18 protein-coding genes are annotated in these 21,533 nt (G+C 34.4%); 7 read left to right on the forward strand and 11 right to left on the reverse strand.

Annotation, left to right across the window (positions count from 1 at the left end; all coding sequences use genetic code 11):
- Nucleotides 1-6 precede the first annotated feature (6 nt).
- From G600_RS0108740 to G600_RS0108765, 6 genes are all read left to right on the forward strand, one after another.
- Nucleotides 7-654 carry a potassium channel family protein gene (locus tag G600_RS0108740; protein ID WP_034246030.1) on the forward strand — a complete coding sequence of 216 codons (648 nt, stop codon included), beginning with the start codon at nt 7-9 and terminating at the stop codon, nt 652-654.
- A gap of 68 nt (nt 655-722) precedes the next feature.
- Nucleotides 723-1,892 (forward strand): alanine racemase, encoded by a 1,170-nt coding sequence (alr, locus tag G600_RS0108745; protein ID WP_027431605.1) that lies wholly within the window; start codon nt 723-725, stop codon nt 1,890-1,892.
- 233 nt (nt 1,893-2,125) lie between these two features.
- Complete coding sequence (locus tag G600_RS0108750; RefSeq protein WP_027431606.1) at nt 2,126-2,836, forward strand: ABC transporter ATP-binding protein; 711 nt, start codon at nt 2,126-2,128, stop codon at nt 2,834-2,836.
- 12 nt (nt 2,837-2,848) lie between these two features.
- Nucleotides 2,849-5,176, forward strand: a complete 2,328-nt coding sequence (locus G600_RS0108755) for an FtsX-like permease family protein (RefSeq protein WP_027431607.1) — start codon at nt 2,849-2,851, stop codon at nt 5,174-5,176.
- 103 nt (nt 5,177-5,279) lie between these two features.
- Nucleotides 5,280-6,650 (forward strand): MATE family efflux transporter, encoded by a 1,371-nt coding sequence (locus G600_RS0108760; RefSeq protein ID WP_027431608.1) that lies wholly within the window; start codon nt 5,280-5,282, stop codon nt 6,648-6,650.
- A 23-nt stretch (nt 6,651-6,673) separates the two neighbouring features.
- Nucleotides 6,674-7,372, forward strand: coding sequence for a tRNA lysidine(34) synthetase (locus G600_RS0108765; protein WP_027431609.1), 699 nt, complete (start codon nt 6,674-6,676; stop codon nt 7,370-7,372).
- A 224-nt stretch (nt 7,373-7,596) separates the two neighbouring features.
- On the opposite strand, the gene G600_RS15465 is transcribed toward G600_RS0108765, so the two are convergent.
- The 10 genes from G600_RS15465 to G600_RS0108815 form a co-directional block, all read right to left on the reverse strand.
- Entirely contained in the window at nt 7,597-7,752 is a 156-nt protein-coding gene (locus tag G600_RS15465; RefSeq protein ID WP_081669455.1) for a DUF2500 family protein, read from the reverse strand.
- A gap of 302 nt (nt 7,753-8,054) precedes the next feature.
- On the reverse strand, nt 8,055-8,945 hold the full coding sequence (locus tag G600_RS0108775) for a Fic family protein (RefSeq protein WP_027431610.1): 891 nt from the start codon (nt 8,943-8,945) through the stop codon (nt 8,055-8,057).
- A gap of 104 nt (nt 8,946-9,049) precedes the next feature.
- Complete coding sequence (locus G600_RS15075; protein WP_051195446.1) at nt 9,050-10,018, reverse strand: N-acetylmuramoyl-L-alanine amidase family protein; 969 nt, start codon at nt 10,016-10,018, stop codon at nt 9,050-9,052.
- Between the two features lie 65 nt (nt 10,019-10,083).
- Complete coding sequence (locus tag G600_RS0108785) at nt 10,084-11,046, reverse strand: SseB family protein (protein WP_027431611.1); 963 nt, start codon at nt 11,044-11,046, stop codon at nt 10,084-10,086.
- 180 nt (nt 11,047-11,226) lie between these two features.
- Nucleotides 11,227-12,237 (reverse strand): hypothetical protein, encoded by a 1,011-nt coding sequence (locus G600_RS0108790; protein WP_027431612.1) that lies wholly within the window; start codon nt 12,235-12,237, stop codon nt 11,227-11,229.
- Between the two features lie 159 nt (nt 12,238-12,396).
- Nucleotides 12,397-15,612 carry a carbamoyl-phosphate synthase large subunit gene (carB, locus tag G600_RS0108795; RefSeq protein WP_027431613.1) on the reverse strand — a complete coding sequence of 1,072 codons (3,216 nt, stop codon included), beginning with the start codon at nt 15,610-15,612 and terminating at the stop codon, nt 12,397-12,399.
- Nucleotides 15,605-16,687, reverse strand: coding sequence for a carbamoyl phosphate synthase small subunit (locus G600_RS0108800; protein ID WP_027431614.1), 1,083 nt, complete (start codon nt 16,685-16,687; stop codon nt 15,605-15,607). The genes carB and G600_RS0108800 overlap by 8 nt, the downstream gene beginning before the upstream one ends.
- A gap of 308 nt (nt 16,688-16,995) precedes the next feature.
- Nucleotides 16,996-18,471 (reverse strand): sialidase family protein, encoded by a 1,476-nt coding sequence (locus G600_RS0108805; protein WP_027431615.1) that lies wholly within the window; start codon nt 18,469-18,471, stop codon nt 16,996-16,998.
- 28 nt (nt 18,472-18,499) lie between these two features.
- On the reverse strand, nt 18,500-19,315 hold the full coding sequence (locus G600_RS0108810) for a hypothetical protein (RefSeq protein ID WP_027431616.1): 816 nt from the start codon (nt 19,313-19,315) through the stop codon (nt 18,500-18,502).
- On the reverse strand, nt 19,302-19,976 hold the full coding sequence (locus G600_RS0108815; RefSeq protein ID WP_027431617.1) for an ATP-binding cassette domain-containing protein: 675 nt from the start codon (nt 19,974-19,976) through the stop codon (nt 19,302-19,304). Before G600_RS0108815 ends, G600_RS0108810 begins: the two co-directional genes overlap by 14 nt.
- A gap of 188 nt (nt 19,977-20,164) precedes the next feature.
- Between G600_RS0108815 and G600_RS14185 the strand changes: the two genes are divergently transcribed.
- Nucleotides 20,165-20,893 (forward strand): phosphatase PAP2 family protein, encoded by a 729-nt coding sequence (locus tag G600_RS14185; protein WP_081669457.1) that lies wholly within the window; start codon nt 20,165-20,167, stop codon nt 20,891-20,893.
- Between the two features lie 146 nt (nt 20,894-21,039).
- Here G600_RS14185 and G600_RS0108825 read toward each other — a convergent pair whose 3' ends face one another.
- Nucleotides 21,040-21,531, reverse strand: coding sequence for a ribonuclease domain-containing protein (locus tag G600_RS0108825; protein ID WP_027431618.1), 492 nt, complete (start codon nt 21,529-21,531; stop codon nt 21,040-21,042).
- Between the last annotated feature and the right edge of the window lie 2 nt (nt 21,532-21,533).

Raw genomic sequence — 21,533 nt, forward strand, 5'->3', positions numbered from 1 at the left:
TTTATAATGAGATATAATTCATATGCAGTTTTTGGTTTAGGAAAATTTGGACAGGCCGTAGCTGATAAATTAATAGAAAGTGATGCAGATGTTATGGTAGTTGATAATGATGAGGAAATAATTGAGGATTATTCTTCAAGGGTTTCTGTGGCAGCAGCAACAGACCTTACAGATGCTGATAATATTAAGGCGCTTGGTATTTCTAATGTTGATTGCGCTATTGTATGTATGGGTATGAATCTTGAGGCTAGTATTATGTGTGTAATGGTAGCTAAGGAAAGTGGCGTTAAGCACGTGGTAGCTAAGGCTGGTTCTGCGAGAATGGGTTCAGTACTTGAAAAGATTGGTGCTGACGAAATTGTATATCCAGAAGAGGAAAGTGGATTTAGAACAGCAAGACGTCTCGTGTCTAGTGGATTCTTGGAATTTTACGAGCTTGATGATGATATTTGCATCGTTGAACTTCAGCCAAGAAAGGAATGGATTGGTAAGAGCTTAAAGCAGTTAGATCTTCGTAAAAAATATGGTGTAAACGTTATTTCTCTTAATCAGGGTAAGATAAAGGGTAGCGTAGATCCTGATGAAATTATCACAGAAACTACAACTCTTCTTGTTATGATGAATAAAAAAACGCTATCAAAATTTCAGAACTAGTCTGTTTGATAATTTATTAGCATAGGACTATAATGGTTTGAGATTTAATTTATTAAGGAGAAGGAGTTATGGAATCTACATTAAGACGTACATGGGCTAACATAAATTTAGATGCTATTGCCTACAACTACAAAACTATAAAAGAACATATTGGAGAAGAAGTTAAGTTTCTAGGAGTTGTAAAGGCGGATGCCTATGGTCATGGCAGTATAAGAGTTGGAAAACTTTTACAGGAACTAGGTGCTAATTATTTAGCAGTTAGTAGTATAGATGAAGCTTTAGAATTAAGAGTTAATGATGTAACTATGCCTATTTTAATTCTTGGTCATACACCTAAGGAACAGGTGGAAAGACTTATTAAGTATAATATTACTCAGGCAGTTACATGTAAGGCTAAAGCTGTTGAATATAGTGCAGAGGCAGTCAAGTGTGGTGGTAATTTAAAGGTTCACATTAAGGTGGATACAGGTATGTCTAGACTTGGTTATCTTTGCGATAATGAAAGCTTTGGTACAGGTGTAGAAGGTATAGTAGAAGCCTGCAATATGCCAGGCCTTGATGTGGAAGGTATCTTTACACATTTTGCAGTAGCTGATGAATTTGGCGAGAAGAATGATGAATATACTAAGCATCAATTTAAGCTTTTTACTGATGTTATTAATGCAGTAGAGGAGAAACTTGGTAGAAAATTTGCTATAAGACACTGCGCTAACACAGGAGCAACGGTAAGATTTAAGGAAACTTATCTTGATATGGTAAGACCAGGTCTACTTCTATATGGTTATGGCGAATTTGCTAAAGAATGGGGGCTTAAGCCAGCTATGACACTTAAGACTACAATTAGCACAATTAAGATTTATCCTGCAGGAACAGCTATTAGTTATGGCGGAATCTATGTAACAGATAAGCAGACAAGAATAGGCGTAGTTCCTTATGGTTATGCTGATGGTTTCTTTAGAAGCCTTTCTAATAAGTGTAGTCTTATGACTAAGCAGGGTCTTGCACCACAGCGTGGTAAGATTTGCATGGATATGTGTATGATTGATATTACTGACAAGCCTTTAGTAGATGTAGGTTCAGAGGTTGAGATTTTTGGTGAAAATAATTCTCTTGATGAACTTGCAGCACTTGCCGGAACAATTCCTTACGAATTAACTTGTGCAGTAAGTAAAAGAGTTCCAAGACAGTACATTAGAAATGGTGAGGTAGTAGAAAAAGAATTACTTCTTAGAATGTAATTTTAAGACATACTCATTTTTAAATGTAAAAAAAGGACATTTCGATAAAATTTTTTCAAAAAACAAGATTGGACTAAATAAAGAGATATACTGATGTATATTGTTCTTTAAATTTATTGACAGTTAAATACAATTAGACTAAACTAACTTTAGTAAGGTAAGTATATCTTGCTTTATTAAAGTTAGTTTTTTTACATTTGACTAAAATGAAAAAATTAATAAGGAGTGACTTTATGGGAGAAGAACATTTTTTAGAGATTAATAATCTTTTTAAATCTTATGGGGAAGGAGACTCAAAGCAAGAGGTACTAAAGGGTCTTTCCTTTAAGGTAAGAAAGGGAGAATTTTGCGTTTTACTTGGACCTTCAGGTTCAGGAAAATCTACACTTCTAAACATTATTGGAGGTATCGATACAGCTGATTCAGGCTACATTTCAATTAACAGCGACAAACTAGAGGACATGAATGAGAAGTCACTTACTTTATATAGACGTAAGCATTTAGGCTATGTTTTCCAGCTTTACAACTTAATTCCTAACTTGAATGTTAAGGAAAATATTGAGGTAGGTGCTTACCTTTCAGATAAGCCTCTTGATATTGATGATTTAATTAAGACTTTAGGACTTTGGGAGCATAGATATAAGCTACCAAATCAGCTATCTGGTGGACAACAGCAAAGAACTTCTATTGGTAGAGCTATTGTGAAAAATCCAGACATTTTACTTTGCGATGAACCAACTGGAGCTCTTGATTTTAACACATCTAAGGAAATTTTAAAGCTTATTGAAGATGTGAATAAAAAGTATGGCAACACCATTGTTATGGTTACTCACAATGCAGCGATTTCAGCTATGGCAGATCACACAATTAAGCTACTTGATGGCAATATTAGAGAAAATATTACTAACAAGGAAAAAATCTCAGCTGACAAGCTTGAGTGGTAGGGGAGGCAGAATATGAAGAGTCCTTTACGTAAAAGATATAAAAGAGAATTAAAGAAGGAATGGCTTAAAAATGTAAGTCTCTTCCTTATTCTAGCTTTAGTTATAGGCTTTGTTTCTGCTATGTTTGTGGGAAACGAAAGTATGATGAAGGCCTTAAATGATAGTTATGAAAAATACAACACAGAAGATGGTAGATTCCAGTTTGAGTCAGAGCTAAGTTCTGATTTAAAGGAAAAGTTAGAAAGTTATGACATCAGCCTTTATGAGGAATTCTATAAGGACTGCAGTCAGGATAATGATAATGACGGTGAGAAAGATGCCACAATCAGAGTCTTTAAAAACAGAGAGGAAGTAGATAAGGCCTGCCTTATGAAGGGTAGTCTTCCAAGCACAGATTCTGAGATTGCTATTGATAGAATGCATGCGGATAACAACGACTTAAAAATGGGGGATACAATTTATGTGGATGGCAATGCATTTACAATAACAGGTTTAATCTCCCTACCAGACTATGTTTGCCTTTATGAGAACAACACAGATTTTATGTTTGATGCATTAAGTTTTAATGTGGCTATCTTAACAGATGCGGGCTATGAAAAGATTGACGATAACGAGAAATTTTCTTATGCCTATAAATACGATGAGACACCAGAGGGAGATACCAAGGCTAAAGAGAAAGCTGAGGATTTATTAGAAAATGTGGTAGCTGAGGTGAAGGCTTGCTATTTTGATAGTACTCTTGGCAATGAAAACAACATTGTGGACTTTGTTCCAGCTTACTTAAATAACGGCATTAACTTTGCCCCTGACGATTTAGAAGGGGACTTAAGCATGAGTTACATTTTACTTATTGTCTTTGTAATTGTAATTGCCTTTATCTTTGCGGTTAGTGCAAGAAATACAATTCATAAAGAGGCCACAACTATTGGAACTTTAAGGGCTTCAGGCTATACAAGAGGTGAAATTTTAAGACATTATCTTTTTATACCAAGTCTTGTGACTTTTCTTGCAGCGATTTTTGGTAATATTCTTGGCTATACTTATTTGAAAAATGTAGCGGTGTCTCTTTATTACAATAGCTATTCCCTTCCAACTTATAAGACAGTTTGGAGCGTGGATGCCTTTATATATACAACTTTGATTCCAGTTGTGATTATGCTAGTGGTTAATTTCCTTGTAATCGTATCAAAGATTCGCATGGATATTTTAAACTTCCTTCGTGGAAACTTAAGTAGAAGTAAGAGATCAAAAGCTATTCGACTTCCTAGATGGAAATTTATGAAGAGATTCCGTATAAGAATCATTATACAAAATATAGGTGGATACTTGATTTTAGCTCTCGGTCTTTTCTTTGTAGTGTTCTTGCTTACATTTGCAACTGCTATGCCAGAAACTATCCATCAATATCAAAAGACTAGCGTGGAAGAGATGTTTGCCAACTATCAATACATTTTAAAAACTACTATTGATGAAAATGGAAATGAAATTAAGACATCTAATGAAAATGCTGATAAATACAGCTATACAAGTCTTGAGACCACAGACGGCGTAAGGGTTTCTGAGCCTATTGGCGTTTATGGGGTTTTAAAAGATAATGATTACATTAAGCTTTCTAAGGACTTATCTGATAATGAAGTCTATGTATCAAGTTGTTATGCAGATAAATTCCATTTAAAGACTGGAGATAGTATTAGTTTAAAGGAAAAGTATGGAGATAAGACTTATGATTTTGAAATTGTAGGAATTTATGACTATCAGGGTGCATTATGTATTTTTATGGACAATGATGACTACAATGAGACTTTTGACTTAGAAGATGGGGCTTATACAGGTTTCCTTTCTGATGAAGAAATAACTGACATAGATGATAAATATATTGTCAGCGTTATTGATAAAGAAGATATAACAAAAGTTTCAAGACAGTTAGAGCATTCAATGGGTGGAATGATGGATTTCTTTAGAGTAGCACTTGTTATTGTTTCGGCATTGCTAGTTATAGTTCTAACTAAGATTATTACAGAAAGAAATGCCTTGTCTATTTCAATGGTTAAGGTCTTGGGCTTTAAGAATAGTGAAATTGCTAGTCTTTATATTATGGCTACAGGCATTGTAGCTTTTGTATCTATTGTCATTAGTGTATTTTTATCAAATATACTTATGGCTCAGGTTTGGAGATGGTATCTAAAGACTTTGGACGGATGGCTTGCCTATTATTTAAGCTATTTTTCAATGTTTAAGATTGGATTACTTGCTTTTGTTGGCTTTATTGTAGCAGCTTTAGTTTGCTTTAAGCTTATAAAGAAGATTCCAATGACAGATGCTCTAAAGAATATGGAGTAAGTTCGTTGTTTTTTAAAGTTTTTCTTAAAACTACAGGCTTTTATTGACTTAAAATTTTTATGAGAGGATAATATAAGTGTATATATAAAGGAGTTAATTTAATATGAGTTCGATTAAAAAAATGACTTATTACGAGAAAATGGCGGAGTCACCAATTCCTTCACTTATACTTAGACTCTCAGTTCCTACAGTTATAAGTATGCTTGTAACAAATATTTATAACATGGTAGATACTGCTTTCGTTGGTTTGCTTGGTACTTCAGCAAGTGGAGCAGTAGGTGTGGTTTTTGGTTTCATGGCCATTATTCAAGCATTTGGTTTTATGTTTGGCCAAGGTTCTGGAAGTATTTTATCTAGAAGTCTTGGTAGTAAAGATATTGAAAATGCAAGTAAGACAGCAACAACAGGTTTTACTTGCTCTTTTCTTTTTGGAATCATTTTCATAATTATTGGTCTACCATTTCTTGATCAGTTAGTAGTGCTACTTGGTAGTACAGATACTATTGCAGTTTATGCAAAAGACTATATAATCTTTATTTTATTTGCATCACCTTTTATGGCAAGTTCCCTAACTCTTAATAACATTCTTCGTTATGAGGGTAAGGCAGCCCTTGGTATGGTGGGCCTTATGACAGGAGCAGTTCTTAATATGGCCCTTGATCCAATCCTTATGTTTGGCTTAAATATGGGAATTGCTGGTGCTGGTTTATCAACAGCCCTTAGTCAGTTAGTAAGTTTTTTAATTCTTATTAGCATGTTTATTAGAGGCAAGACTATTGTTAAGCTTAAGAAAGAAAACTTTGTGGCAGATGTCTATTTTATTCTAAATATTATGACAACAGGTTTTCCAAGTTTACTAAGACAGGGCCTAAACAGTGTGGCTACAGTGCTACTTAATACTCAGGCGTCAGTTTATGGCGATGGAGCAGTTGCTGCCATGAGTATCGTTTCAAGAATCGTATTCTTTGTAATGTCTGTTGCCATTGGTATTGGTCAGGGCTTCCAGCCAGTTAGTGGATTTAATTATGGAGCTAAGAAGTATTCTAGATTAAGAAAAGCCTATGTATTTACTTTCTTTATGGCAGAGCTTTTAGTAATTATTGGCTTATCCATTGTGCTTGTGAATGCAGACGGCCTAATTGGAATTTTTAGAAATGATCCTGAGGTTATTGAAATTGGAACAAGAGCTTTAAAGCTTCAGATGTTGACACTTCTTTTCGTTCCTATTACAGTAGTTACGGAAATGCTTTTCCAAACTACAGGCTACAAACTAAGAGCCTCAGTTTTATCAGCCTTAAGAAGTGGTATTTTTTTCATACCAACATTAATTATCTTGGCTAAAATTAGAGGCCTTGCAGGAATTCAGGAAGCGCAGCCTGTTGCTTACATTTTAACATTTATCCCAGCTCTTGTAATGGCAATAATATTTTTTATTAAATTGCCAAAGGTTGATGGGGATATAGATGAATTATAGATTTAAAGTATCCTGAGGTTAGTATGAAATTACAGAAATTATATAGTTATGTGCGAAAAGCTCTTGATGATTATAAGATGATAGAAGATGGAGACAGAATTGCCATTGGAATATCTGGTGGAAAAGATTCTTTAACTCTTTTGTATGCTCTTGCGGGTTTAAGAAAATTCTATCCTAAAAAATTCAATATAGTTGCCATAACCATTGATTTAGGATATGGCAACTTTGATGTATCAAAGATAGAAAAACTTTGTACAGATTTAGATGTTGAGTTTTATGTAGAAAAAACAGAAATTGCAAAGATGGTGAAAAATGGAGAGTGTTCCTTATGTGCTAGACTTAGAAAAGGAGCTTTTAAGACAGCAGCGTTATCTTTTAATTGTAATAAAATTGCCTATGCACATAATATGGACGATGTGGTTGAAACTATGATGATGGCTTTAATATATGAAGGTAGATTTTGTAGTTTTTGGCCAGTTACAAAATTTGATGATTGCAATTTAACTGTTATAAGACCTCTTATTTATGCACCAGTTGCGGATATTGTGGGCTTTAAAAATAGGTATAACTTACCAATAGAAAAAAATCCTTGTCCTTACGACAAAACAACAAATAGAACTTATGTAAGAGGACTTTTAAAGGAGATTAATGAACATGCTCCAGATGTTAAAAAGAGAATGATGACAGCAATAAAAAATGCAGGCTTAGAAGGCTGGAGTTAGAAAGTCATTGTATTTGTTTATTCAAATTGATTTTATTCAAATTGATTTGAATCAAATCGATTTGAATAAAAATGGATAGTAGCTCTATTCGATAAAAAGCAAAGACTTTGGAAAAAATCGATTAGATTGGTAGTTTATAAAAAATAAAGCTAAAATAAAACGCACACAATTCTAAAAATCATATTTCTAGAATTGTGTGCGTTTAAATTTTTTTAAAGTTTAGTTTATTTGAAATCAATAAAATCTTTACCTTTAAAGGTAAGAGTTTTTGAATCCCCAATACTCAATCTTTCATAATTATCTTTTGACATAGCTAAATCAACAGTTTTATTATCTATTGTTTTGAAGATAACTCTACATTCTAATTGAAGTTGATCCATCTGGCCCTTCAACTGCAGTTACATCCATTAGTACATTAAATAAAATATTCATAATTTATCCCCCTTTATTATGTGCATTTTAAAAATATAATAATGTCTTATGTTAATTTAATACTAAGCATAATTATTTATTTAGTCAAGAGTTATTAAAAAAATGGTAATAAAGTACCAAGATTATTAGTAAAATGTGATGGAAGATATTTAGTAATACCAAGTAGTAGTATTTGTAATTACTTTATTCGCTAAATCCGTGTTTAACGAAGTTGAGTAAGAATCAATAAGAGGAGGGGATAAAACCCTCCTTAAATCTTTAATTTATAATAATCTAGAATCTGTTTAAACCTGTCTTGCGCTAAACCACAGGTATCAAGCAGATATCCCTTTTCTTCATCCCAATTATGAAGTCCTCTGTAATAATATAGTTTTAAATCTTCCTCAATTATAAAAGGAATTATATCGTGTTTAATGCATTCCTTAAACATAATTAGTCGTCCAACACGCCCATTTCCATCTTGAAAAGGATGGATTTTTTCAAAGTTATAATGGAATTCTATAATATCTTCTAAGTTAATATTATCCTTGTTTTCATAGTTTTTGATTAGATTTTTTATCTTAGTTTCAACTTCCTCAGGCTTAGCTGTTTCTTGTCCGCCAACTTCATTTTCAAGTAATTTATAATCACCAACTCTAAACCATGACTTTCTAGAATCGGAAGTTCCCTGCTTTAATAGAAAATGTAATTTCTTAATGTAGCTTTCATTTAGCTTATAATTATAGCTATCAATAATATAATCTATACAAGCAAAGTGATTACTTGTTTCAATTACATCATCTACATTAATTACTTCATCAGAAACTCCAATTGTATTAGTCTTAAAAATGTATTGTGTTTGTTCGTGACTTAATCGGCTTCCTTCAATATGATTTGAATTATAAGTAAAATCTATTTGAAGTTTGTGATAAATGCTATTTTTTATTTTTTCTTTTCTTTCAAATTTTAGGCGATCAATAAATTTAGTTGGTATTGCTGTATTTCTTTTTTTTCTTTCTGGCTTCTTAAAATCTTCTGGAATTTTCCAACTATTTCCTTCCAAAATTGCTCCAGATATTTTGCCAGTTTGGCAATAATTTCTAATGCTTCTTTCTGATACAGAAATTCTCTTTGCCGCCTCTGATACTGATAAATACTTCATTTTAGCATCTCCTTTATAATTATATTTTACTACATCGGCAAAATAAAATCTAGTTTTTCGGACTAATATTATAAAGATAAATTGCCGGCAAAATAAATAATTTTCTATTTATTGCTTAATGTATAAATTATAGCATTTGCCACATCATGAGCAACTATTGATTGATAGCCTGTATCAGTTAGTAATTTATAGTCCGAAGCATTTGAAAGATAGCCTAGTTCAATAAGAAGGGAACTTTCGGTTGCGTATTTTAAAACTCTAAAGTCATTGTAAATGCTTTTGATATTATAGCCGGAACTTGCTAGATAATAGGCAAATCTACTGGCTTCTTCGCTAGAATTGTAATAATAAAGTTCCATTCCCTTTACAGAAGAACTTACATTAGAATTACAGTGAATACTAATAAATAAAGCGTCGTAATACTGATTTTCAAAATAGACTCTGTCATTTAAAGACATGTATTCATCGGATTCTCTTGTCATATAAACAATATAGCCAGAGCTTTCTAAAACATCACGTATAATTAAGGCAACTGTAAGGTTAATATCCTTTTCATATACAGAACCTACGTCTTTTCCAGGATCTGAGCCGCCATGACCTGGATCTAGAATAATAATATTAGCTCCTTCACTTTCACTATTAATTTTAGGAACATTTTGTACTAGATTTTCAATGCTGTCACTGTTAGTGTTAATGGCTGCATCCGCATCCGCATCTGTATATCCATTGTCGTTTGGATCCTCATCGAGGCCATATTCAATTTCTTCTTCGGGATTGGTTTCTTCTTCTTGGCTTGTAGATTCTGCCGTAAGACTTACATTTTCTTCAGAATTATCTTCTATGTTAGATAAGCTCTCTAGCTCTGCTTTTTTGGTGGTCTCACCATCAGTGCTAGACACCGTGATATAGACATTGCCTTCTTCTGCGGCAACGTCTACTAAAACAGAATTGTCATTCTTCTTATTATTGAAATCTTTAAGATTAGCGTATATTGCAAATACACTGGCACTTAAAAATAAAAGTGCCAGTGAAATAATAACTCCTATTAATAATTTATCTACCCTTTTTCTCATCTCTACCCCATGCATTTATGGTTTGCCAACCTATAGTAGTTATTGCTTATTCAGTTAATTGTTAATTAGTATTCAGAATTAATCTTCTTCATATTCTCCACAGATAGGAAGTAGCTAATTCCTAAGGCATTAATAATAATACCAGAAGCCTCAAGTTCGTCCATTAAATCAATGAGTTCTTCGAACTTGTAAAGCATGTTCTCGTGCTGATCCTTGTAGCACTTGTCCATTTCAAAACCGTCTGTAAATACAGGAACTGAAATAATCTGCTCGCCTTCAGCATGGGAAACCTTATCTGTTAAGTCAATGAATGGATGTGAAATAGAAACTTCAGTTTCTGTCTCTTCCTTGATACATGGAACCATGTATTCCGCATTCTTCATTGCCTTAAACATAAGAACTTCGTGTGACTTTAAGATTTCTTCCTTAGTTTCTGTCTTTCCTTCTTTTCTGAATTCCTGGAAGAAAGAAATCATGGAATTCTGAAGACCTGGATTAGTTACATAGTCTTCGTTCTTGAAAAATGCATCATAAGTCGCAAATTCTTCTCTTGAAATCTTATAGTCATTTGTAATACCGTCTGTGAAGCGAATATTCTTATATCCGTTACGGTACATATGACCAATTTCATTAAAGAAAGTTTCTGGGCTTTCGATTCCTAAAGAAACCTTGTAGCCAGCCTTCTTTAACTGCTGTTCTACCTTCTCGTGATTGTGATAATTGTAAAGAACGATTAAATCATCATCAACCATATATGGGTAAGCTGTAGTATCGCAGTAAACCATCCAAAGATGATCCTGCTTCTTTAACTTTTCAACTAATACCTTATTATAAATTTTATATAGACTATTAAAGTATCCTTCATCATTAACATTGCCCTTTTCCTTAGCTGCATTAACTAGCCCAGGAATTATCTTTGTCATAACTTCAATGCTATCTGAAAGATTAAGCCCCTCCATCATTTCGATACCCTTATCTTCATCCTTAAAGATATGTCTTGTAATATCTTTAGCTTTAATAGCGTCCATAAAAAACCACCCTTGCATCTCCCTAACTTGTGCAAGCCTTTCATTATTACTCGTAGGCAGCTAGTGCTAGTATATCATTGTCTATAAAAATCTATTACTTTAGGGTTAGATACTAGCCCTTTTCCCCTAAACCTACTGTATTAGAATAACATAAAATACGCATTATTGAAAGTATTTACATTAATATGTTGTAAAGTAATCCTTTATTTCATCCATGTTTGCACCCTTTGCAAGTGCAAGAGATAAAAGAATTCTTGACTGTGTTGGAGTGTGATAATTGCTTAGGTCTGTGTTTTCATTTGCAGAAACAATAATTACAGGAACTCCTGAATAGTTAGAATTTATAATCTCGTTTGCAGTCTCTGAGACTTCGCCTGATTTATTAGTTGTAACTAAAATTATACCGTCTGAATTTGATATAGCCTTTTCAAGGATTGAACCGTCGTTGCCTAAATAGTCATAGACAATGGAAACATAAGATAAATCCTTAAGGTCTGTGATATCAATTTTGTTCTCATTTGAAACTGGATTAGTTGATACATTTTCTAAAGAATCACCAATCTTAGCAGTTAAGATGTTGCCTGAAAGCTCGCTTGTAGTTAGCTGACTTAGATAGTTTGTAATATCGCTATCTACAAGGGCATACTTATTATCAAGGATTTCTGTGCTAATGACAGCTATCTTATTCTCTGAGCTAAGAGTTAGATTAAGAAAATATGACAACTCCTCGCAAGTCTGTGTGCTAGTAACTACTATTACGTAGTTATTAGAGGCTAAATTTTCATTAATTGCAGTCTCAATCTTAATTAAATCTGTTGTTTCAAGTGCATTGACGTTTGAAATATCGTAGTTTGCATAGTTTACAGAGTAGTTTTTATCTTCTAATGTAAGTGAGTTAGACTCTGTATTTACTGCATTTCCAATAGAATAAACTAAAAGAGAACTCTCAGTATTAACCTCTGCTTCAGTGCTTTCTGTAGTTTCACCTTCGCTTGTAGCACTTGTTTCGTTAGTGTTAATTACACTAGAGTTTGAGCTTTTACTAGTCTCCTCTTTGGTTGCTTCTTCACTTGTCTCTTCTAATCTACTAGAATCTGCTGATTTAAAGTAGTTCATTGGGTTAGCAAAATTACAGCCTTGTAAAAATAGTAATAATCCCATAGATAAGAGAACTAATATATTTTTCTTCATATAGATAAAATCTCCTAATATTTAAAATTTAATATAATTATATCATTAGAGAAAATGTCAGTCCACGTAAAAGAATAAACTATTTATTAAAATACTATTATCTTTAACAGAAAGGCTAAAAAAAGCCCCAAAGCTTAATTGCTTTGGGGCCCTGATTTATTAGTTGCCTCTGTTATCGATTGTTGCAATATCGATGATTGAAAGGTCTTTATTGTTAAATGCATGCTCTAAACTTGAGATAAGTGCGTGTGCAGTATCTAAGCTTGTTAAGCAGTTTACACCTGTTTCGATGGCGTATCTTCTGATTAAGAAACCATCATGGGCTCTTTCGATACCATTTTCAGGAGTATCAATTACAAGGTCGATTCTGTGGCCTAAGATAAGATCAAGGAGTGTTGGAGCTTCCTGGCCAATCTTGTTAACCTGGTAAACGTTAATTCCATGTTCCTTAAATACCTTAGCTGTACCTCTTGAAGCGTAAATCTTATATCCAAGAGCCTCGAATCTCTTAGCGATATCTACACCATCTTCCTTATCAGCATCTGCAAGTGTCATAATGATCTGCTTATGCTTTGGAAGTCTAACGCCAGCGCCTGTAAATGCCTTGTAAAGAGCTTCATCGAAGTCCTTAGAGATACCAAGACACTCACCTGTTGACTTCATTTCTGGTCCTAAGCTAATATCAGCGCCTCTGATCTTCTCGAATGAGAATACAGGCATCTTTATTGCGTAGTAGTCAGCAGCCTTCTGTAAGCCTGGTTCATAGCCTAAGTCACGAATCTTTGCACCGTTAATTACACGAGTTGCAAGCTTAACGATTGGAATACCAGTTACCTTACTGATGTATGGAACTGTACGGCTTGAACGAGGGTTAACCTCGATTACATAAACCTGATCGTTGTATACGATGAACTGGATGTTAATCATACCCTTTACATGAAGAGCTCTTGCAAGTCTTCCTGTGTAATCTTCAATCATATCTACAATCTTAGGGCTAATTGACTTAGCTGGGTAAACTGAGATTGAGTCACCTGAGTGGATACCAGCTCTTTCAATATGCTCCATAATACCTGGGATTAAAATGTCTTCGCCGTCGCATACTGCATCGACTTCGATTTCCTTACCCATTAAGTACTTATCTACAAGGATTGGATGATCCTGCTTAATTCTGTTAATGATTTCCATGAATTCTACAACATCTTCATCACTTACAGCAATCTGCATACCCTGTCCACCAAGTACATACGATGGTCTTACAAGTACTGGGTAGCCAAGCTCGTTAGCTGCCTTTAGAGCCTCTTCTACTGTGTAGACTGTCTGACCTTTAGCTCTAGGAATCTGAGTTTTTTCAAGGATCTCATCAAATAATTCTCTATCTTCAGCTGCATCAACATCTTCAGCCTTAGTACCAAGGATAGGTACACCCATTTCCATAAGGCTTTCTGTTAACTTAATAGCTGTTTGTCCACCAAACTGAACTACTGCTCCATCTGGTTTTTCGTGTTCTACAATTGATTCAACATCTTCTGCAGTAAGTGGTTCGAAGTAAAGCTTATCAGCTATATCAAAGTCAGTAGAAACTGTCTCTGGGTTGTTGTTGATAATGATTGTTTCATAGCCTTCCTTCTTGAATGCCCATGTACAGTGTACTGAACAGAAGTCGAACTCGATACCCTGACCGATTCTAATAGGACCTGAACCAAGTACTAATACCTTCTTCTTATCATGTGTTTCGCTAGCTTCATTCTGGCTACCGTATACTGAATAGTAGTAAGGTGTTTCTGAATCAAACTCAGCGGCACATGTATCAACCATCTTAAAGGCTGCATGAATGTTATATTCATTACGAAGTGCCTTAATTTCCTTCTCAGTCTTACCAGTTAATTCACCGATAACATTATCTGGGAATTCAATTCTCTTAGCTTCAGCAAGTAATTCCTTTGTTAAAGGACCTCTCTTTAAAGCATTTTCCATATCTACAATAATCTGTAACTTATCGATAAACCAAAGGTCAATCTTTGTGATTTCGTGCATCTTAGCAGGCTTAATGTGTCTTCTTAAACCTTCTGCAATCTTCCAGATTCTTCTATCATCTACAACAGCAAGGTCTTCAAGTAATTCTTCATCAGTAAGACCTGTAAAGTCGTAAGACATAAGGCTGTCTACGTGCTGCTCAAGAGATCTGATAGCCTTCATAAGACCACCCTCGAAGTTATCGCAAATACTCATAACTTCACCAGTTGCCTTCATCTGAGTTGTAAGAGTTCTCTTAGCTGAGATGAACTTATCAAATGGAAGTCTAGGAATCTTTACTACACAGTAATCAAGAGCTGGTTCAAAGGAAGCATAAGTCTTTCCTGTAACTGCATTCTTGATTTCATCAAGGTTATAACCAAGAGCAATCTTAGCTGCAACCTTAGCAATTGGGTAACCAGTTGCCTTTGAAGCAAGAGCTGAAGATCTTGAAACTCTAGGGTTAACTTCGATTACACAATATTCAAAACTATCTGGATTTAAGGCATACTGTACGTTACATCCACCTGTAATTCCGAGTTCGTCGATAATGTTAAGAGCTGATGTTCTAAGCATCTGATATTCCTTATCAGAAAGTGTCTGAGAAGGAGCAACTACGATACTATCACCTGTATGTACACCAACTGGATCGATGTTCTCCATGTTACAAATTGTAATGCAAGTACCGTTGCTATCACGCATTACTTCGTATTCGATTTCCTTCCAACCAGCGATACATCTTTCTACTAAAACTTCACCAACTCGTGAAAGTCTTAAACCATTTTCAAGAATTTCTCTAAGTTCTGCTACGTTGTGGGCAATACCACCACCTGAACCACCAAGTGTGTAAGCAGGACGAAGAACTACTGGGTAGCCAATCTTAGCTGCAAATGCCTCACCATCTTCTACGTTATTAACTACGAGGGAAGCTGCACATGGCTCACCAATCTTTTCCATTGTTTCCTTGAACATTAAACGGTCTTCAGCCTTCTTAATTGTAAGAGCTGTTGTACCAATAAGGTTAACACCCTGTTCTTCAAGGAAGCCTGTTTCAGCAATTTCCATAGCAAGGTTAAGACCAGCCTGACCACCAAGTGTAGGTAAAATGCTATCTGGCTTTTCCTTTAAGATAATCTGCTTTAGGGCTTCAACTGTAAGAGGCTCAATATAAACCTCATCAGCAATATCTTTATCTGTCATGATTGTAGCAGGATTAGAGTTTACTAATACTACTTCAATTCCTTCTTCTTTAAGTGAACGGCAAGCCTGAGTACCAGCGTAATCAAACTCTGCAGCCTGTCCAATGATAATAGGTCCTGAACCAATAACTAAAACTTTCTTAATATTAGGATTCTTAGGCATTTGCGTTTTCCTCCTTCATCATGTCCATAAATCTATCGAATAGGTATGCTGTATCCTGTGGACCAGCGCAAGCTTCTGGGTGGAACTGAACTGTGAAAATGTTCTTTCCTACGTATGCTAAACCTTCGTTTGTCTTATCATTTACATTAATAAATGCTGACTTAGCTACGCTTTCGTTAAGTGTAGATTCATCTACAGCATAGCCATGGTTCTGTGAAGAGATATAAACCTTACCTGTAGCTAAATCCTTAACTGGATGGTTAGCACCTCTATGACCATACTTAAGTCTATATGTATCAGCTCCTGTAGCAAGTGCCATAAGCTGGTGTCCTAAACAAATTGCAAAGATAGGAACATTGCTAGCATAAAGCTTCTTAATTTCTTCAATTATTTCTGTGCACTCTTTTGGATCTCCAGGACCGTTAGATAACATAATACCGTCTGGATTTGTTGCCAGAATCTCCTCAGCTTTAGTGAATGCTGGATAAACAGTGACCTCGCAACCTCTTTTATTAAGAGAACGAGCAATGTTTTTCTTAGCACCGAAGTCAAGTAAGGCAACCTTAGGACCTTTACCCTCTAAAACATATTTCTCTTTACATGTTACTTTTTTAACAACACCTTTAACTGTGTATTCCTTTAATCTTGGGATAATTTCATCAAGATTATAATTCTCATTAGTAGTAATCATTCCATTCATTGTACCCTCTTCTCTTAAAATCTTTGTGAGGGCTCTTGTATCAATACCACAAATACCGGGGATATCATTATCCAGAAGGAATTTCTGAATAGGATCTTCTTCTCTGAAATTGCTTGGCATTCGAGATAATTCTCTAACAATGAAGCCATCTGGCCAAGCTTTTAACGACTCCATATCTTCATAACATACTCCATAATTACCGATTAACGGATAAGTCATAGTAACAGCCTGTCCCGCATAAGACGGATCAGTTAGTACCTCGAGATATCCTGTCATGGAAGTATTAAAAACAATTTCGCTAATAACTTCCTTTGTCGAACCAATGCTGGTTCCTGTAAATACCGTTCCATCTTCAAGAATTAAAAAAGCTTTCATCAATGTCACCAATTTCCTTTCACTCTATATTAATATAGCTATAAAAAAGCAGATATTTATAGCTATCTGTCTGACAAGTCACATAAAAAGATTTATTTAAAAATCTAGATTTGCGCAAAAAAAAAGACACAAAAATGCCTTTTTTCTTATCAAACTTTCATAGATATTATCATAACTAATTGGAATTTTCAAGGGGAAATTTTCATGTCTATAAAAAAATGCGTAGCATATTACTTTATTACAGTAAAGTGCTACGCAATTAATTATTTATAGTAAAAAAGACCTATTAGTTTATATATTTAGTCGTCTTATTCAGTTACATTTATTTCTAACTGACCTACGTAATTCCAAGTTACACCATTATCACTTGAAGTATATTTAGCAGCGGTCTTGCCATCATTATAAGTGGCATTATCCCCCTGACTTAAATAGACAACAATGGTTGAGTCATCCTCTAGTATTGGAACTAGTGCATCCTTGTAAACATCGGACCAAGTAAGAGTTGTGGAACCTGAACTTGCAGCTGAGCTATCAAGTTCCTGGTCTTCAAGGATGATATTAGAAAATGTAGTGCCACCGTCATGTGATACGTAAAGGTTAGAGACATAATTTTCATTGTAATAATAACAAATAAAGATTGTGTTATTATCCGTTGTTAAAACGCCCTTAATAGGGTGCTGTAGAGGGGTATTACCCATCTCTGTCCAAGTCTCGCCACCATCCGTAGTTCTATAGATAATAGAGCTTTGAACGCCGGTATCGTAATTACTGTCATAACCTACAACAATAAATCCGTTAGTCGTATCTACAAAATTAACGTAGGCAAAATCCACGCTATTAAGAGTGGAACTAAGCTCGTAAGTTGTCCAGTTAGTACCCTTATCATTAGAGTAAATCACAGATAGAGGCACGTAGTTTCCATTGACAGATTTACCACCATAGACAAAGGCAGTCATGCTCTGACTTATCATGTAACTAGTGGAAAGCACCACCTTATCACTTGAACTTGAGCTTGTGCTAGAACTTGTAGAGCTTGAAGAATCATAAATTAAATTCTCAATATCCACAGGAACTACGATATAGCTAGAACTGCCGTTGTAACTTACATAGAGGATACTATTGCTAATGTTATAGCTAGAGAGCTCGTCTGTTGAAGTGTTACTTGTAACAGTTGTTGTGGAAGCGGAATTCTGAATGCTTTCGTCGTATTGAGAAATTCCGTAATCTTCTGGTGTCTGAATGGCTGAGACGTAAACTGTTGCTGTATTATCGTAATGGTCGACTAATGAAAATGTAACAACCCACTCGCAGGTTAGCTTACCATTAAGGGTTACGCCATCCCAAGTGGAGAAATACTCTGAGCTTTGCGAGACAACATTTGCATTAAAAGAAATAAGACAGGTTCTAGTTGACTCATCTAGGATTGTTGTATCATTAATCTTCACATTAGAAAGCTTCTTACTTCTTGGAACAAAAATGCCAGTAAACTGATTAAGGAAACTATCAATCCAAGTATCTGCTACAGTTGTTGTAGACATAGATGTAAAATTGTAGGTATTCTCATTATCAGAACTAGTCTCTGACTCCTCTTCATCTTCAGAAGTGACAACATTTCCATTCTTATTAATGTCGATGCTAAAGGTGTATCTAGAAGTGAATTCCATGTTCTTTTGAACGTGAGTTTTATACATTTCAAAAATAAAAATAGAGGCAACTCCTATGACTAGCATCACAACAAGGACTCGCCATATTATATTCTTTACTAAATCCTTGTTTGCCGCCATAAGATCACCTCTCTAAAATCAAATAAAATTATTCTTCATGCTTTAGATGAATAGCCTCACGAATAATAACTCTGTAGTACTTATACCACCAAAGGAAATACATTGAACCAGCGCCAATAATAAAGAAAAGTACGATGATTGCTGGATGTGTCACGTATAACCAGTTAATAGAAATCTTTCTATTAATTAGTGGTAGACCATAAGTTAAAATAACGCAAATCGCCATAACTGTACCATTAAATAGGTTTCTGTTCTCATAAAGGGAACGAAGTCTATCAAAGGCAAGAATTGCAAGCATTTCACCAATTGGTCTTGTGAAAATAACAAGTAAACATAACATCAAACTGTTATAAACTGAAACCTTAAATATAAGTAATAAGATGAAATAGAAAATAAAGTCAGTTATCATCTTATAAATTAATTTTCCTAAGAAATTAAGATATGGACTAATAAGCATTACTCGAATCATTAAATAGTCCCTATCGCCCATGGCTAAAAGCGTTGTATTAGCCAAGCTACCACAGATAATGGAAAGCATTGTAAACATGAAAATCATAGCTAATTCCTGATCTGTAGCTACAAGTGGTCGTACAATAGATATCAATCTAAAAGGTACATATATAAGTAATAAGAAGTAGATAAATCTTCTTAAAAATTCACCGATTACTGTGAAAAGCTGCATTATAATACCAATAGCATTACGGGTTTTTGGCATGTTAGTAAATGTAGCCTCATCAATATGCCAGTTTAGGAAAGGAAACTTTAAAATAATACGAATTCCATTATTAGTTCCTTCATAAAAACGCAAAATCTTGTCGGCAAAAAGTTTTCTAAATAATTTCATTCTCTGCCTCCCCTAAAATATCAAGCACAGCATGTCTAATCTCAGGGATTGCCATAGTATCCTTAGAAACTAAGTTAAGCTCTCCATTATTAAGAATTACTGTATCCTTTGATATCTTTTCTGAAATCTTAAGTAAGCCTGTAGAAATAATAATTACATGGTTATCCTTCATCTCTTCAAGTACAGATAAGAAATGATTGATATATTCGTCACTGCAATAATCAAAAGGCTCATCAAATAAAATAACGTAAGGCTTCTGAATCAAGAAAGCAGCAAGCTGTAATAACTTCTTATGCTCAAAACTGTAATAACATATTAAATTGCCCCAAATATCATCTGGAATCGCTACCTTATCCAAATAATAATTAGGCTTTAAAGAGCCAGGATTAAGTGAACAAAGGAATTCTATGTATTCATAACCTGTTATATACATAGGTAAAACACTCTGCTTTGTGGCATAAAATATAGTGCTCTTAGCTCTTGTAATAATTTCGCCATAGTCCACTGGAATATCTTCGCAAATACACTCAAATAGTGTAGTTCTACCAGAACCTAGGCTTCCTAAAATTGAATAAATTTGACCTTTATTAAAAATAAAATTTACATCGGTAAGAATCTCCTTACCGCCTAATGACTTCTTTATATGATTTAATTGTAACATAACCCTCTCCAATCTTGTCACAAATCCTAAAATATTATAGTATAGAAGCTCATAAAATGCAAATATTATGCGGTTTTGTATAGTTATATTTCTATTTGTTTATTGCATAAAAAAACTCCCTTTGTTATAATGCAAAGAGGATTTGGGTAGATAATATGGAATATATAATTTTAAGGAGATGAAATTCCATGAAGAGTAAAATTGGTAATTTACTAAAGACTAATTGGAGAATACTTTACGGATTATACGTATTTATATATTTTCCTTGGTTTTTTACCTTAGAAAAGAAGATAACACTTACGCATTCAGGAATGCATATTTTAAATACAGCTTTTGACGATGCTATTCCTTTTATTGAATGGTTTATAGTGCCCTACACCTTGTGGGCTCTATATATTGTTATAACAGTTGTTGTTTTTTATTTTAAGGCAAATGATGCAGAATATAGAGGCTTAGCACTTTCCCTTATAATTGGAATGTCTGTTGCACTTACAATCTGCATGATTTATCCTAACGGATTGACACTTAGACCAGACCATGTGTCTGACACAATTTTTGGTAAGATGGTGGCAAGACTTTATGCTTCAGATACTTCAACTAACGTATTCCCAAGCATTCATGTCTTAAATTCATTAGTTGTTACATTTGCAATATTAAGATCAGAACTTTTTAAAGAAAAGAAGTATATTATTGTTAAGCTCTTAAGCCTTACATTATGCGTGCTAATCTGCTTATCAACAGTATTCTTAAAGCAGCACTGCATCTATGATGTACTTGGCGCATCACTTCTTTTCGTAGTTCAAACAAAGCTTATCTACTATGTGGATTACTCAAAGGTTATGGAAAAGTTAGAACTAAAGTTTCGACTTAAGAAGAAAGTTAAAGAATATCTTGTAAACGACAAATCAAATTACTAGTTAATAAGTAATTAAATAGCAATAAGAAAGCAATATAAAAGCTTACGCCTTTAGTTTCTGGCGTAAGCTTTTTTGCTTTTTCTTTAATTGTGAAAATGTGTTGCGACCGCTTTGTCTGTGACTGGTCGTGCCACAATAGTTTCAATTTACTCCTCGCCGTATAAAAGCGTGAAGCTTTCGTAATGGTCTTCGGTGTAGTAAATCAGGCCATCGTTTGAATAAACAATTCTTTTGGCACCACGATTGCTTTTACCTAAGGTGTCAATGTCACATTCCTTGTAGGTTCTGCCAGATTTTGAAGGAAGTAAACCTTCGTTATTAGAAAATGTAGAACCGCCGATACAGCAATTTTCTTTATATTTTTCTACAGAGCCACCACTCCACCCTAGTTTCTTAGCTTCAGCCTTTGTGATGTAGTTGCTTGGAAGCTTGTTATAGATATGAATGTAGAGGGCAACCTCATCTTTGCTATCATAGATTCCATCTTCGCTAACACTTATACTAGTTTGTGTTTGGCTGTTAGCTTTATTTGCACTAGATATTAGGCTAGATGTATCGCATCCAAGAGGAATTAATACAAGCAAGGCTACAAGCGCAAGTAAAACTAGTGATTTAAATTTTTCTCTTATCTTTTTCATTT

The sequence above is a fragment of the Lachnospira multipara ATCC 19207 genome, from assembly GCF_000424105.1.
In the GTDB taxonomy this organism is placed as follows: domain Bacteria; phylum Bacillota; class Clostridia; order Lachnospirales; family Lachnospiraceae; genus Lachnospira; species Lachnospira multipara.